The sequence below is a fragment of the Rheinheimera texasensis genome (genome assembly GCF_964031785.1).
Classification (GTDB): Bacteria; Pseudomonadota; Gammaproteobacteria; order Enterobacterales; family Alteromonadaceae; genus Pararheinheimera; species Pararheinheimera texasensis_A.
Genome location: NZ_CAXIRE010000024.1, coordinates 417,180 through 433,089, shown reverse-complemented (window position 1 = coordinate 433,089; position 15,910 = coordinate 417,180). Strand labels below are relative to the sequence as shown.

At 55.2% G+C, this 15,910-nt stretch carries 11 protein-coding genes; 7 read left to right on the top strand and 4 right to left on the bottom strand.

The genetic code is table 11. From position 1 onward, the window contains the following. The first annotated feature begins 71 nt into the window (after positions 1 to 71). Genes ABNT34_RS20485 through ABNT34_RS20475 form a run of 3 tightly spaced genes read left to right on the top strand, consistent with a single transcriptional unit; the run spans position 72 to position 3,767 of the window. Entirely contained in the window at positions 72 to 1,328 is a 1,257-nt protein-coding gene (locus ABNT34_RS20485) for a diguanylate cyclase (protein WP_348734760.1), read from the top strand. Beyond that, entirely contained in the window at positions 1,318 to 3,270 is a 1,953-nt protein-coding gene (locus ABNT34_RS20480) for a TonB-dependent receptor (RefSeq protein WP_348734759.1), read from the top strand. The genes ABNT34_RS20485 and ABNT34_RS20480 overlap by 11 nt, the downstream gene beginning before the upstream one ends. Next, positions 3,264 to 3,767, top strand: a complete 504-nt coding sequence (locus ABNT34_RS20475; RefSeq protein WP_348734758.1) for a YfiR family protein — start codon at positions 3,264 to 3,266, stop codon at positions 3,765 to 3,767. Before ABNT34_RS20480 ends, ABNT34_RS20475 begins: the two co-directional genes overlap by 7 nt. 9 nt (positions 3,768 to 3,776) lie before the next feature. Here ABNT34_RS20475 and ABNT34_RS20470 read toward each other — a convergent pair whose 3' ends face one another. From ABNT34_RS20470 to ABNT34_RS20455, 4 genes are all read right to left on the bottom strand, one after another. Then, on the bottom strand, positions 3,777 to 4,601 hold the full coding sequence (locus ABNT34_RS20470; protein ID WP_348734757.1) for a transporter substrate-binding domain-containing protein: 825 nt from the start codon (positions 4,599 to 4,601) through the stop codon (positions 3,777 to 3,779). Between the two features lie 85 nt (positions 4,602 to 4,686). Further along, entirely contained in the window at positions 4,687 to 6,348 is a 1,662-nt protein-coding gene (gene glnS, locus ABNT34_RS20465) for a glutamine--tRNA ligase (protein ID WP_348734756.1), read from the bottom strand. 210 nt (positions 6,349 to 6,558) lie between these two features. Further along, positions 6,559 to 9,570: a TonB-dependent receptor gene (locus ABNT34_RS20460; RefSeq protein ID WP_348734755.1), complete on the bottom strand. Its 3,012-nt coding sequence runs from the start codon at positions 9,568 to 9,570 to the stop codon at positions 6,559 to 6,561. Between the two features lie 167 nt (positions 9,571 to 9,737). Continuing rightward, a complete protein-coding gene (locus ABNT34_RS20455; protein WP_348734754.1) occupies positions 9,738 to 10,679 on the bottom strand; it encodes a collagenase in 942 nt (313 codons plus the stop codon). 127 nt (positions 10,680 to 10,806) lie between these two features. On the opposite strand from ABNT34_RS20455, the gene ABNT34_RS20450 reads away from it, so the two are divergent. Genes ABNT34_RS20450 through ABNT34_RS20435 form a run of 4 tightly spaced genes read left to right on the top strand, consistent with a single transcriptional unit; the run spans position 10,807 to position 15,886 of the window. Further along, positions 10,807 to 11,949, top strand: a complete 1,143-nt coding sequence (locus ABNT34_RS20450) for a proline racemase family protein (RefSeq protein ID WP_348734753.1) — start codon at positions 10,807 to 10,809, stop codon at positions 11,947 to 11,949. Then, positions 11,946 to 13,091, top strand: a complete 1,146-nt coding sequence (locus ABNT34_RS20445) for an aminopeptidase P family protein (protein WP_348734752.1) — start codon at positions 11,946 to 11,948, stop codon at positions 13,089 to 13,091. The genes ABNT34_RS20450 and ABNT34_RS20445 overlap by 4 nt, the downstream gene beginning before the upstream one ends. 9 nt (positions 13,092 to 13,100) lie before the next feature. Further along, positions 13,101 to 14,063, top strand: coding sequence for an ornithine cyclodeaminase family protein (locus ABNT34_RS20440; protein WP_348734751.1), 963 nt, complete (start codon positions 13,101 to 13,103; stop codon positions 14,061 to 14,063). Positions 14,064 to 14,122: 59 nt separating this feature from the next. Beyond that, entirely contained in the window at positions 14,123 to 15,886 is a 1,764-nt protein-coding gene (locus tag ABNT34_RS20435) for an MFS transporter (RefSeq protein WP_348734750.1), read from the top strand. The last annotated feature ends 24 nt before the right edge of the window (positions 15,887 to 15,910 follow it).

Sequence of the window (15,910 nt, the reverse complement as noted above, 5' to 3'; positions counted from 1 at the left end):
TTCTACTGCAGTTTTCCGCGTGGCATCTATAGTAATCCACAGGGGTCATCTGCCTTGTTACCGAGGAATTTGTGGCTGAAACACCAGCGCAACCCAGCGCGCTTTCTCTGGTCAGCCGGCTCACCCGGCTTAACCTGCTGATCCTGGCCGGCACTATATGTCTGACCGTCGCAATCCTTGGAGCAGTAACCTGGCACTCCGCACGGGCACGGCATTTGGCGGTTGCCGTCGCCAATACCGAACAACTGGCGCTGAACCTGGCGTCAAGTCTGGTGTTTCAGGACAAAAATGCAGCGCAGCGCGAAATTGCCGCCTACTCTCTGCGCCCGGATGTGCAGTCAGTGGTCGTATTTGATGCAAAAATGCAGCTGTTTAGCCCGGCACCGTCGCCACAGTTCTGGCAAGACAGCGCTTCATATGAATTACAGCGCTTGCAGCAGTTGCAAATCAAAAGGCCTGTCCGGCTGCAAAACGAAGTTGTCGGCTTTGTAGTAGTCACGGAAAGCCTGCAGAGCCTGCAGCAAAGTTTGTTGTCGATGCTGGCGCTATTTATCGGCATTATGCTCGCGGCGCTCTTGCTCGCCAGCCGCTTGCTGCGCTGGGTACAGCTCCGGGCGCTGAAACCGGTGCTGGAACTGGCGGAACTGGCAGAATTTGCCGCCAAACATCAGGATTACAGCATCCGCGCCAATATCCGCCGGCGTGACGAAGTGGGCCGGCTTGGTGAGCGGCTGAATGAATTGTTTAAACGTACCGAAATTTGGCAGCACGACCTGCAGCAACAACTGCAGGCGCAAAAGCAGGCCAGCCAGCAACTGGATAAACTGGCGCATTATGACCATCTGACCGGCCTTGCCAACCGGCTGTATTTTGAAGCTGAACTGCCCCGTGCCGTTGCGCATACGCAGCTAAACAACCAGCATCTGGCGTTGTTGTTTATTGATCTCGACAACTTTAAGACCGTCAATGACCAGTGGGGCCATGATGCCGGCGATGAAGTGCTGCAGATTGTCGCCAAACGGATGTTGTCGCAGTTACGTCAGAGTGATTTGGTATTTCGCCTCGGTGGCGACGAATTCGCAGTGCTGTTAACAGATCTGACGCAACCAGAGCGTGCTGAGCAGCTGGCAGATCGCATCATCCAGTCCATCCGCGAACCCATGTGGGTGAAAGCGGCACTGATGCCGGTTGGTGCGACTGTGGGGCTGGCCCTGTGCCCAGATCACAGCAGCGATGCCCATCAGCTGTTGCAACAGGCTGACGAAGCGATGTATCAGGCCAAACGCGCCGGCAAAAATACCTTCCGCAGGTACAGTGATGCGAACTAGCGCCGCCCGCCTTGCTTTGCTGCTGCTGTGGCCAACACTTTGCCATCCCCAGGAAACGCCTAGTCTGGAACAACTGTTAAACACACCACTGACCGACATACCGGCACAAATTGAAGTCAGCACCGCTTCACGATTTACCCAGGCCAACAGCCACAGCGCCAATCTGACTTATGTCGTCACCGCCAGCGACATTGCATTGTTTCAGTATCAGACGCTGGCGCAAATTCTGCAGAGCCTGCCAGGAATTTACCTGAGCACAGACGGCGCTTTTCAATACATTGGCGTACGGGGTTTGGGCCAACCCGGCGACTTTAACTCCAGGTTGTTGTTTTTACTCGATGGTGTGCGCATCAATGAAAATATCTATGACGCCGGCCTGCTCGGCAGCGACGCCATTATCGATGTGGAGAACATTGAGCGCATCGAATTTGCCGCCGGCCCAGGCGCCGCCGTGTATGGTAACAACGCGTTTTTTGGTGTGGTGAATATCCTGACCAAAACCGCCCAGCAACTGCGCGGCGCTGCGGTGAAACTCAGCCTGCAGTCGGATGGCGCCAACAAGTATTTTTTCCATACCGCACAGCGGTTGGAGCAAGGCAGTGAATGGTGGTTCAGTGCGGGCCATCAACAACATCCGCAAATTCCGCTGGCTTTTCCGATACCTGAGGGTTTCGCCGACAGCTTTGCGCCATTAAACAATGAACATTTAACCCGGCTGCGGCTTGGCGGCAAACATCAGGGCCTGCGGTTGCAGGCGCTCTGGTCGGCGCAGCGGCGTCATTCACCGGATCTGGTAACCATGCCACAAGGCTGGTTGGCCGCACCGGTGCGGGATCAAAACGATAACCTGCTGTTGTCGCTGGCCCATCAACAACAACTTGACGACAATCTGAACCTCAGCGGCCATCTGAACTACAGCAGTAGCGAATATCAGCGTGCTATGCCGCTATTTCATCCGGAACTTGGTCTCACCAGCTTAGACAGTGACCAGCTCGGCCGCTGGTACAGCGGCGATTTGCTGCTGCAGTATCAGGGACTGGCTGCGCATGACCTGCTGGCCGGCGTGGAGTTTCAGGACGATGTCCGCCAGCAGATTGAAGTACGGTTGCGCGACGATGACGAATTATTGCAAGGCTACTATGGCCACAATCAACGCCGCTCGTTGTTCCTGCAGGACCAGTGGCAATACAGTGCGACACAAAGCTTGTTGCTCGGAGCTCGTTATGACAACGCCAGAGTCAACGGCAGCCGCATCAGCCCAAGGTTAGGCTGGGTCTGGCAATGGTCAGAAGCGCAACAATTCAAGGTGTTGTATGGCTCGGCATATCGCGCGGCGAATTTATACGAATTTGCCACCAACTTCAGCTTTGACCAGCCAGTGCCGCAGGATGAAGTGATCAATTCCACGGAGTTGGTGTATGAGCAGCGCCTGTCGCCGCGTTTTAGCTATCGTCTGGCCTGGTTTGATGCGGACATGCGCCGGCTGATCCGCATGACGCCGGATGCTGCAGTATTCAGTAACGCTGATCGACTGCATCAGCACGGCCTGAATCTGGATCTGGACTGGCGGTTCGACAGCGGCCAGATGCTGACCGCCGCCTGGTCCTGGCAACGTGGCCGCGATGCCAGTGACTATCCGCTACAAAATTCACCGCAGCATTTGCTGAAATTGCAGTATTCGCAGCCCCTGCCGCTCTGGCATACACAACTGACTATTCAGGCGCTGGCGCTGAGCCGGCGTCAGGTCGGGGACAGCTTATTACCCGGCTACGGCTTGCTACACGCAGGCTTGCAGTTTCAGCTACATCCGCACCATCAACTGGTGCTGCAGCTTTACAACCTGCTGGACAAAGCGGTATACGACAGGCCAATGCTGCTGAACCCGCCAACAGTACAGCCTGGCCGGATGCTGAGCCTCAGCTGGAGCTGGCAATTATGGTAAGGCGCATTTTGCTGGCTCTGCTTTGTTGGCTGAGTATCGCCGGCCCGCTGCAGGCCGCCGATGAATACAGTCTCAAAGCGACATTTCTGTATCGCTTCGCGCAGTTCACCGAATGGCCCCCGCCGCCGCGTGCGCAGGTCCGGTTTTGTCTGCTCGGTCATCCGGCTTTGCTGCAGGCATTTGCTGAGCTCAAATTGCCGCCGGATGTCAAAGCACTGGATGTCAAAGAACTGTCCGGAAAACAGGCCTTGTCGCAGTGTGATGTGCTGATGCTGGGATTATCTGACCGGCAGACGCTGACGCAGTGGCAACGCGACCTCGCCGGCACGCCGCTGTTAATCGTCACCGATAATAACGAAGCTTACCGCCAGCTTGGCGTGATCCAGCTCATCACTTCCCCGGACGGCATCAGCTTTCAGGTTAATTTGCAACGCGCGGCGGCACACCAGATTAAACTGGGGGCGCAACTGTTGAAGCTCGCCCGTCAGGTCGATTAACCAATAGCCTTATTGACTGCGTGGTCGCACCGGCAGATAAGGGTTTTGGATGGTGATCACACGCCGTTTGGGTAAATCTAATGCCTTCAGCTTGGCGGCAAAATGCTGCTCAAACAGCCGCTGCAAACTACCATCCTGCTGCATTTGCTGTAAGCCTTGCTGAAGCAGCAGCGCAAGCTGTGGGTTTTGCTGACTGACAAAAAAATACTCTGCCGACGGGTATTTCAACAGCCACTGACTTTCAATGATAAGCCCTTTGGCCTGCCACTGCGCCGCTTCGTCGGTAATTTCCAACACCCCACGTGGCACAGCGTCGACGCGGTTTTTCAGCAATAACGGAAATAAATTGGCGTATTGCGATACACCCTGCACCTGCCAGCCATGCTGACGCAGCAAGCCGGTATCCAGCCAGTCGTGCACCTGGGCAAAACGCAATTCACGCCACTGCGCGCCGGTACGCAGTGCGGCAAAACGGCTGGCCTGTTGCTGATGAATAAGCAGCACGCGGTAGCCGCCATAACCAAAGTAAATTGGCACGCGCACCGGCAGGTATTTTTGTTCACGCTCCACCGAGGTTAAAGTCCAGACCACATCGACCCCGCCGCCGGGCGCCAGTTCTTCCAGCGCGCGGCTGCGGGAAAACACATGGCGCGACGGCACCACTTGCGTCTGCGGCGCACTGCGGGCCAGCGCTGTCGTCAATAACGCAATGGCATAATCAGAGCGGTGATCCTGCGCATGCTGAGGCTGTGGATAACGCGCCACGGCTGGCGCCGCCAACACCTGTGCGCACCAACCAAGCCATATCGTTGCCAGCAGCCACCGCATCATCATCCTTGTCCCTTCTGTAGTCCCTGGAGCACCTTATTTCTGTTGCTACCGACGAAAAAAAACCAACCCTAAGGCTGGTTTTAGCAGGTTAAGCTTCTGCAGCGAAGCTGTCACGTAACCCAACGGTGCGGTTAAACACCAAGGCTGTTGGGCTGCTGTCGCGGTTGTCCGCGCAGTAATAGCCTTCCCGTTCAAACTGGAAAGCAAGTTCTGGCGCAGCTTGAACAAGGCTAGGCTCGACAAAACCGTGCTTCACCTGCAGCGACGCCGGGTTGATCACCTGAATAAAGTCATCCTCGGCCGCCGGATTTGGCACGCTGAACAAGCGGTCATAAACCCGGAACTCAGCGGTTTTTGCTTGTGAGGCTTCAACCCAGTGGATCACACCACGCACTTTACGACCATCCGCCGGGTTTTTACCCAGAGTTTCCGGGTCATAGCTACAAATCAGTTCCAGAATGTTGCCGTCGGCATCTTTGATGACTTCATCGGCGCGAATGACATAAGCACCACGCAGCCGCACTTCACCGCCGGTAACCATACGTTTGTAATGCTTGTTAGCTTCTTCGCGGAAATCAGCACGGTCAATATACAGCACTTTGCCAAACGGCACTTTGCGGCTGCCCATACTTTCATCTTTCGGATGATTGGCCACGTCCAGCCATTCCACGTCAGCGTTAAAATTGCTGATAGTGACTTTCAGCGGGTCCAGCACAGCCATGGCGCGCGGTGCGTGCGCATCCAGATCTTCACGGATACAGGCTTCCAATGCGCTCATCTCGATGACGTTGTCTTGTTTGGTAATACCGATGCGCTTAGCAAACTCACGCAGCGACGCCGGTGTATAACCGCGACGACGCAGGCCGGCAATAGTTGGCATCCGCGGATCATCCCAGCCGGACACATGATTGCCTTCAACCAGCTGGTGTAATTTGCGTTTACTCATCACCTGATATTCCAGGTTCAGCCGCGAAAACTCGATTTGCTGCGGGTGGCAAGGAATGGTGATGTTGTCGAGGATCCAGTCGTACAACCGGCGGTTGTCCTGGAATTCCAGCGTGCAGAGTGAATGCGTGATGCCTTCGAGCGCATCTGAAATACAGTGGGTAAAATCGTACATCGGGTAGATGCACCATTTGTCACCGGTCTGGTGATGATGAGCGAACTTGACGCGGTAAATCACCGGGTCGCGCATACAGATAAAAGACGATGACATGTCAATTTTGGCACGCAGCGAACACTCGCCTTCTTTAAAACCACCAGCGCGCATTTTTTCAAACAGCGCCAGGTTTTCCGCCGGCGAAGTGTCGCGGGTCGGGCTTGGTTTGCCCGGCTGCGTCAGGCTGCCGCGGTATTCGCGCATTTCTTCAGCGTTTAAGAAACAGACATAGGCCAGGCCTTTGTTAATCAGTTCAACCGCATAACCATAAAGCGCGTCAAAATAATCAGACGAATACCGGACATTACCATCCCACTGGAAACCCAGCCATTGCACGTCGCGCTGAATGGAATTAACGAAATCGATGTTTTCTTTTTCCGGGTTGGTGTCATCAAAACGCAGATTACAGGCGCCCTGATAATCCTGAGCGATACCAAAATTCAAACAGATAGATTTGGCATGACCAATGTGCAGATAACCATTGGGTTCAGGCGGGAAACGGGTTTGTACAGTATTGTGCTTGCCTGAAGCGAGGTCGGCATCAATGATTTGCCGGATAAAATTGGTGGGGCGTGTCTCGATGTCCGCCATATAAATCAAATCCTTGTTGGAATAAATGCTGAATGCTGAGGGGCATTATAACACCGGCGCAGGCGCTGACCAGTAGCAAAGCATGTGCTGAACGACGCGACAGTTTGCACACCGCAACAACAAAAACAGCATCCAACGAACAGCAGGCTGGCGGCCCGACATTCCTTGTCGCAGCCGCTGCCTGTGAGACTTTTTACTCAGATCTGAACATCAGAACTGATAACGCACCACCAGCGAGGTCACCCGTGAAGGCTGAAGTCCCTGCGCCACGTCCCAATCCGGGTTGGCGGCAAAACTGCCATCGGTTTTGGTGACCTGGGCAATTTCGTTGACCCGGGTTGGTGTATCAAAATTAAACAGGTTGTAGACAGTACCTTTGACGGTCAGGTCGCCACCGGCCACTGTAGTCTGGTAAGTCAGTGACAGATCCAGTTCATACAACCAGTCGAGCCGGCCCGCGCTGCCGCGTGGCGCAGGCGTACCGTCCCAGTTGTAGAAGGATGCCTGATCGTACCATTGGCTGGCGCACCAGTCGGCCCACAGCGACGGAGCTTTACAGGTATCGACGCCGGTTGGGTGAATACTGAAGCGATTTTTCGGCGCGCCCGAAGTGGCGCGGGCGACTAAACCGACATTCCAGTCGTCACTGAGCTGATAAATACCACTGAACTTCAGCGCATGGCGGTGATCGTTCGGCAAATTGCCATAACCATGGTCCATTAAGTCGGCATAGTCATAAGAGGTGGTCCAACCCGGATCAGCCTGACCATTGTCGGTGCGGACCAGACCTTCGGTCATGCCCCAGCTGTGCGACCAGACATAAGAGGCGAAGATTTGCAGCTCATCCAGCGGCCGGCCTTCCAGCGTAAACTCAGCAGCCAGGTAACGACGTTTTGGATCCGGCAGTTGTAAATCGCTGGCTTTTAATTCAACCCGCTCTTTTTTACCATCTTTATCAAAGTCATAGAGGAAAGTGACATCCTGCCCCGGGTTAATCAGCGTGTAGAAATAACTTTCGTTCGATTTATTTTGTACTTTGTTGGTCTTCAGCCACTGCGCGACCACCGGGCCCAAGTCAGAATCTTCAATCGATTGTTTTAAGTCGCGATACACCAAACGGGCGCCGCCTTTAAAACGTTCATTGATTTCCTGCTCAAAACCGAGCGTCCACTCATCGGAATACATCGGGCCCAAGTCCTGTGCCGCGATGCGCTCGACATCTACTTCGCCGCTTTGCACTGTGTTAGTTGCAACCAACGCACCGATATCCGGCGAACCGTCGGCTTTTAACTGCGGCTGGCCATTGGCGCTTAACTGGCCTGGTTTGTAATAAAAATGCACATCTTTCTGGCCGCTGGCCTGTTTGATGTTCATATTGGCGGCGATCGGCTGGAAATAACGGCCGGCGGTGGCAAAAATTTTCTGACTGCCATCACCTTTGGCGTCCCAAATCAGCTGGAAGCGCGGCGCAATTTGATTTTTGAGCTCGGCATACGGCTGGCCTGTGGTGGCGGTATTTTCAAAATTACTGTGGCGAATACCGGCATTCAGCACCAGTTGCTCGGTCAGCTGCCAGCTGTCCTGCAGATAAAACGCCGCCGAATTGACTTCAGTTTCACCGCCGGTATCACGCTGGCGTTTGCGGATATAAGTGCCGGCCGGCAAGCCGATGCGTGGAATAGCACCATAAGTACGGTATTCCCACCAGCCACGGGCGGCATCCACGCCGTTCTGATATTCCAGATAATCGACGGCTAAATTTTCGCTGTCATAACCAAATTGCAGCGTGTGGTCGGCCAGTTGCCAGGTGAAATCCAGGCGGATTTGGTCACGCTGATACTCTTCACCAACAAGATTACTGGTAGTCCAGTCGCCGATTCGCTCACCGTTCAGATTGACGTAATCCCACACGCCCGGCAGGTCGTTAGTCGGTACTGTATCACTGCTGTCTTCAACCCGGCCGACCGTGGCAGATACCGAGAAATCGTCGGTCAGAAAACCCTGATAACGGGCGGAGTACATCTTGCCGCCACTCGATGACAACGTGGTGCCGGTCGAATCGCCCACGCCGCTTTGTGGGTTCCATTTGTAATTGTGATAAGTCAAATCTGCGCTGTTATCCAGCGCCGTCACCGTCAGTGAGTGATCTTCGGTGATGTACCAATCCAAATTAACAAACCAGCGGTTGTCGTCTTTGGTGTGCTCAGTAAAGCCGGTGCCGGCCGAGTTGGCATACTCTTCCTGATAACGGCGCGGGTTAAACAAGGCGTAGAAAAACGCTTTGTCTTCAACCAGCGGGCCACTAAGCCAGACACTGGCTTCACGGAATTGTTTTTCGCTGGCGTCATTGTTAATCGACATGCTGCCGTTCGGGTTGTACACAGTGTTGTGAGCTGATGCCAGCGTTTCTGGGTCATAACGCAGTTCAGCGCCGTAGCGGAAGTCGTTAGTGCCCGACTGCGATACCGCATTAACGACACCACCGATAAAACGGTCGTACTCAGCGGAAATACCACCGGTTTTCACCTGCGTCTGCGAGATCGCTTCCCATGGCAAATCAATAGAGCCAATACCGGTACGCAAGGCACTGATATTCATGCCGTTTAAGAAGTAGCCGTTCTCGGCAGATGAAGCCCCGCCAAAGCTGGAGGCTTTAAACTGTGAGCTGCGCGCCACACCCGGCGTTAACAAAGCGATGTTGTCAAAACCGGTATTGACCGGCATCAGGTCCAGCGTGGCGGCGTCCAAAGTCAGACCCGCGGTTGAATCAGCGGTATCAATTTGCCGCATCACAGCGCCGCGCACTTCAATGCGTTCCACGTCGCCATTGTCAGTTAACACCGGGGCGAAAGTCTGGGCCTGACCCAGACTGATATTCAGTTGCTGCAGTTCCTGCGGCGGCTGGCCATCGCGGCTCGCCAGTACCTGATAACGGCCAACCGGCAAGGCGCGCAGCACATATTCACCTTTGCTGTTGGTCTGAGCGGAACGGGTAAAGCCCTGCTCCAGGTGCTTCACAGTGATAGTGACACCAGCAAGCTGCTGGCCGGCCGCACTGCTGACCACACCTTTTAACAGACCGGACGTATTGTCCTGCGCCAGTAATGGGCTGGTTTGCAGCGCCAGCGCCAGTGCGCTGGCCAGCACTGAATAACGCAGTCGTTGGGTGGAAAAAGTGACTTGTTGATTTGAAAAAGAACTGTCTTGCTCACGGGGTTTCACAGGTGCATCCTTCTTATTTTAGTATATTGAATATTGTATACCATTTCTGGCGGGAGCTATCCTAGATGAAAATTTCGCCGGCTGTAAAGCACTGTTCGCAGAGTTTTTCTGTAACAAAAAGCACAAACCGGCAACAGCCCTCGTCTCAGCACTGGCTAAAGCAATGATCACAGCTGCGCCAACCAACGCTGGAAATCCGCATCAAGACTGGTGCCCCAGCCTTTCACTACAGCCTGATAACGTGGGTAATCGCCGTGCCGCAAAAACTGCAACAGTTGGCTGACTTTGTCCGGATGTTGCTCGTGCAGATAGCGGGTGGCGAGATAACCCCAGCGGTACACCCGTTCAGTGCCGCCCTGGCTGATATAACCTGTGTTGAACAATTCACTGAGCGGATAAGCCTGCTGCTTGCCTGCCTTGTCGCGCGCCAGTGCTATTGCCGCCGGATTGTCGGTGCCTTGGGCGATATATTCCGCCAATCCTTCAGTCCACCACACCAGATAAGGCGTCAGTGGCGCTGGCTGCGGGCAGTTTTCCGGTGCGGCGTGCGAGTCGTGCAGATTGGCGCAGAAATCACCATGCAGGTTAAAACGGCCATCAAGGTAATGGACATATTCATGGCGCAGGTTCCAGACTTCACCGCTGCCGCGCTGATAAGCGACAAACTCAGCCTGATTACCGGCTTTATCCGGCAACCCTTCCAGATACATGCCGCCATTATCGGTCGGCATATTAAAATGCGCGCCGGCAAAGCGCTCAAAATCAGCACGGGAGGCATAGATATTGGCGCGCAGCGCGCTATTGCCATCATCAGCGACCGGCGTCCGCCCGGTGTTCAGCAGCTGGTGAAAACGTTGTTCGATGGCGGTGAGTTCTGCACAGATCGCACTGGTCTGCGCCGTGGTTAACTTTGCATGACGCAGCAGCAAAGTGTCGCTGCAACGATGTTGCTGGCTCAGCACCTTCGCGACAACAGCAAGCGTCGGGGCCGATGCAGGCGCACTTGCAGACGCACTTGCAGGCGCCGTGGCCGCGGCCTGTAGCATCGGTGCGGTCAGCGCCGCCAGCAGCGGTAATACGGGATAAAACTTCTGACGAAAATCAGACATAGGGCTCTCCGGGTTGCGCAGCAATCAATCGGCAAGATTGCAGAATGCTGCTTTACATTGATGATAGATATATTGTATACAATATCCATATACTGTTATGCAACCTGTCTGCAGAGAGCTTTTCCCTATGCCTGAACCATTGGCGGCTAAATCATTTTCGCCGAAGCCGTATTTGAAAGAGTCACCATCGCAAGCGCCAAGCGGCCAATCCGGCTCGGATGCAGCCTTAGCCTTCAACCATTGGCAGCCGCCCGCAGGCGCTTTGGCTATCCAGACGCTGGATTGTCATACCGGCGGTGAACCGCTGCGTATCATCACCACCGGCTTTGCGCCGCTGAACGGCAGCACAGTGCTGGCGCAACGCGCCGACTGCGCACAGCACCATGACGCGCTGCGGCAGTTGCTGATGTTTGAACCGCGTGGCCATGCCGACATGTACGGCTGTGTGCTGACGCCAGCCGAGCGGCCGGACAGCGCCTTTGGCGTGATTTTTTTGCATAACGAGGGCTACAGCACTATGTGTGGCCACGCCATGATTGCGCTGGCCAAAGTGGCGGTGGAAACTGGCGCTGTTGCTGTGACATTGCCGGTCAGCCAGTTTCAGGTCGATGCGCCCTGCGGTCAGGTAACGTTGTATGCGCAGGTCCACCAGACCGAAGCCGGCTACCGGGTTACCGACAGCTGGTTTGATAATGTGCCGGCTTTTGCCGACGGCCTGCCCCGGCAGGTTGAAGTTGCCGGGCTTGGCACTGTGACTTATCAGCTGGCTTATGGCGGGGCTTATTACGCTTATGTCGATGCCAACAGCATCGGGCTGTCGCTGGCCGCCGAAAATCATCAGGCCATCATTGCAGCTGGCCGGCGCATCAAACAGCAAGTTGCCGCACAACACCCTATTAAACACCCGACTGATGCTGAGCTCAGCTTTTTATACGGCGTGATTTTCACCGGCCCGGCACTCAGCGAAAACGCCGACCAGCGCAACGTCTGTGTCTTCGCCGACGGTGAGCTGGACCGCAGCCCCACCGGCAGTGGTGTCAGTGGCCTGTCAGCCATTTTACATCGCAACGGCAACTGGCCGGTCAGCAACCAACTGCGGGTGGAAAGCATTACCGGCGCTGTATTTAGCATCAGTATTCAACAGCAACTTCAACTCGGCGCTTTTGAGGCGGTGATCCCACAAGTGCGCGGTCAGGCCTTTGTCAGTGGCCGCCACCAGTTTTTCTTAGACCCACAAGACCCATTTCCACAAGGATTTATTTTCCGATGAATACCACTATTCCGATGCGGCTGGAGCATGCCGCCAAGCCACAATTTGAGCAACGCTTGCAGCAGTTTCGCCAGGCACTGGAGAGGAGCGATCAACAAGGCGCGCTGCTGTTTGCCCCTGAGCATTTACGTTATTTGCTGAACTACAGCGGCGAAGCGGCCATGGCCGTGGTGACTGCAACGGCAGTTTGGTTAATCACCGATTATCGCTTTGAACTGCAGGCGCGGCAGGAAACCGCGCTGGCGCAGGCCAGCTGTCAGGTGGTGATCCGCGACCGCGACCGGCAAAGTCTCGGTGCGCTGTTAAATCAGTTGATTGGTGACCTGGCTTGCCGGGCACTGTGGTTTGAAGCTGAACATATCAGCCTGACGCAATATCAGGCGATTGCCACGGAACTCGCTGCCCTGCCGCTGCAGCTGAGCCCTTGCCCACCGGTACTGGTGGCGCAGCGCATGGTCAAAGATGAGTATGAAGCCGGCCAAATTCAGACCGCGGCACTGATCGCCGACCGCGCTTTGGCAACGGTGTTACCGCTGTTAAAACCCGGCATCCGCGAGCATGAATTTGCCACTGAACTGGAATATCAGCTGAAAAGACACGGCGCTGACGGTTTGTCCTTTGCCACTATCGTCGGTTTTGGTGCCCGTTCGGCATTACCGCATGCGCTACCGGGTGACAAAAAACTGCAAAAAGGCGATTTGGTGCTGATTGATTTTGGCGCCAGTCTCAATGGTTACCGATCTGACATGACCCGCAGTTATGTCGCCGGCAAACCAGACGTGATGCAACTGGCGTTGTTTCAGACAGTGCAACAGGCCCAGCAGGCGGCGCTCAGTAAAGTACGCGCCGGTATCAGCGCCGCTGAGTTATTCCGCATCTCCGACCATGTATTGCAGCAATCCGAATTTGGCCGTTATGCCGGCCCGGGCCTTGGCCATGGGGTTGGTTTGCAGCTGCATGAACAGCCGTTTTTAAGCCCGAATAATCCACAACCGCTGCAAAGCGGCATGATTGTCACCATCGAACCCGGTTTATATCTGCCGAACTATGGCGGCGTCCGGCTGGAAGACGATGTACTGGTCACAGCGCAGGGCTATCAACAGTTGACCCAGGCGCCGGTGCGCTTCCAGTTAGATATTTAAGGAGCCCCAATGCAATTTATCAGTGCGCAGCAGGTCGACCAGGTTTTAGATTTTCCAAACTTAATCAACGCATTACAACAAGGTTTTGCCGCCGACTTTCAGATGCCGCAACGACAGCTTTATGGGCTCGATAGCGGTAAAAGTGCCTTTGCGCTGCTGCCGGCCTGGACCGATAACAGCATCGCCGTCAAAGCCTTTTGTTATTTTCCGGACAACAGCACCGCCACACCGGCTGTACCAATTCTGCATTCAAATATCCTGCTGTACCGCCGCAGCGACGGCCAGCCGCTGGCGATGGTCGAAGGCAGCAGCGTGACCTGCTGGCGCACGGCGGCCGTATCCGCGCTGGCGGCCCGTTATCTGGCGCAGCGCGACAGCCAGCATTTGTTGCTGCTCGGTACCGGCGCTTTGGCGCTGCCGCTGCTGCGCGCGCATTTAAGCGAACATCCGCTGCGTCACATCAGCATTTGGGGACGCAACATGGCAAAAGCGGCACAGCTGCGCGACCGGCTGCAACAGCTTTATCCGGCGCTGCACGTTGAAGTCTGTCAGGACCTGCCGGCGACTTGCGCCCGCACCGACATCATCGTTGCCGCTACTGGTGCTAAGAGTCCGTTGATTAGTGGCGCCGACATCAAGCCGGGCAGTTTTGTCAGCCTGCTCGGTAATCACAGCCCGGCGCAGCGTGAATGCGACTCGGCTTTGGTGCGCCGCGCCGCTGTTTATGTCGATGACCGGCAAAACGTGCTGAATGAAGCCGGTGAACTGCTTATTCCTATCGCAGAAGGTCAGTTTAGCGCGGCACAGATCCGCAACGACCTGGCCGGGCTTTGCCGCAACAATCAAAACGTCCGCGCCAATCAGGCCGCCGATGACGACCCGCAGCAAATCACTTTGTTTAAGTCGGTTGGCACTGCACTGGCCGACTTGCTCTGTGCTGAGCTGGTGCTGCGACAACCCTATTTTGGCTGACAGCAACGTCAACAATTCGCGGTTAAAACAGACCCCCACATTGCAATAAGGACCACAGCATGACAGCACAGCGCCAGCCGTTTGGCCGGGCTTTTTATCTGGCCAATGGCATGGAAATTTTCGAACGGCTGGCCTGGTATGGCTTTTTCAGCCTGTCGTCGTTATATCTGACCAGCCCGATAAGCCAGGGTGGTCTTGGTTTTAGCGACCAGGACCGCGGTTACATCCAGGGCATGATCCCGTTTTTGCTGTATTTGCTGCCGGTACTGACCGGCGCCCTGGCCGACCGCTATGGCTACCGGCGGATGTTTTTATGCTCTTTTGCATTGATGGCGCCAGGTTATTTTTTATTAGGCCAGGTGCATAGCTTCTGGGCGTTTTTTGCGGTGTTTTTATTGGTCGCAACGGGGGCGGCATGCTTTAAACCGGTGGTGGTCGGCACTGTCGGTCGCTGCAGTAATGACAGCAACCGCGGGCTGGCCTTTGGTATTTTTTATACCATGGTCAATATCGGCGGTTTTCTCGGGCCTTTGCTTGCCGGATACCTTCGTGCCATCAGCTGGGATTTAGTGTTTTTACTGTCGTCCTGCTGGATTTTAGTCAACGTGCTGCCTGCCTGGCTCTGGTACCGCGAGCCGCCTGCGCCGGGGCCGGCCGACCGGCGCAGTCTCAGGCAAGTGCTGGCCGATATGCAGCTGGTGCTCGGCAATGGCCGGCTGGCACTGCTGGTGCTGCCGCTGCTGTTTTTGTTATTAATCAGCCCGCGTCTTGATAACCCCGCCCCGCTGTTATGGCTCGCGGCATTCTGGCTACTGCTGAATCTGGCCTGGAGCCTGCTGCAATCAGGCGCCAGTACAACTGTTGCTACAACAGCCTGGTATCGCCAGCCGCTGCGGGTCGGCAACCGCGCTTTTGTGCTTTATCTGTTGATCCTGACCGGTTATTTCACGGCTTATATGCAGCTGTTTATCACCTTACCGCTGTACCTGCGGGACTATGTCAACACAGCAGATCTGGTGCAGTTATTGGCACACTGGCTGCCGGGTTCACTGGATTATCTGGCGGCGGTTAATGTGCAACAGCTGGCCGATGCGCTGCCTGGTTTTGCCACACAGTACCAGCAGGCGCTATTGGATCAGCAGGCCTTGCCAAATCAACAGGCGATTGAGACAGTGCTTGCCGACATCAGCCGTCAGCTGGCGCATCACAAAATTCAGCTGCCAACTTCCGTGCTGGCGCAAGGCCTGACCGCTTTAGCGCAGCAGCAAACGGATGCGCTGATCCTCGCCAGCGACTGGCGGGCGCAGTACCGACAAATCAACCCGGAATATATTGTGAACCTTGGGTTTTTAACCATAGTGTTGTGTCAGATTGCCATCAGCCGTTTTATTATGCGCTGGCAGGCCCTGCCGGTGCTGGTTGGCGGCACTGTGCTGCTTGCTTTAGGGCTGATGCTGTGTGGATTATCGGCGACTGCTGCCGGTGGTGGCCTGTTGGCCATTGCCGGGGTGTTGTTATTTTCGGTCGGTGAAATGGTTACATCGCCAAAAAGTCAGGAGTATGTCGCGGCCATTGCGCCACAGCGTCAGACCGCGATGTACATGGGGTATTATTTTGTTGCGATGGCACTCGGCAATCTGTTTGCCGGATTATTGTCGGGCTGGGCTTATGGCTATTTTGGCCTCAACATTCAGCAACCGGTGCTGATGTGGTATTTATTTGGCGCTATTGCCGTGCTGACTGCAGGGGCATTGTGTTTGTTCCAGCTGAGCCTGAGTCGCAGCAACAGCAGCGCACAAACCAGGCCAATCTCATCGTATTAAAAGCAAACCGGCATCTGTTGATGC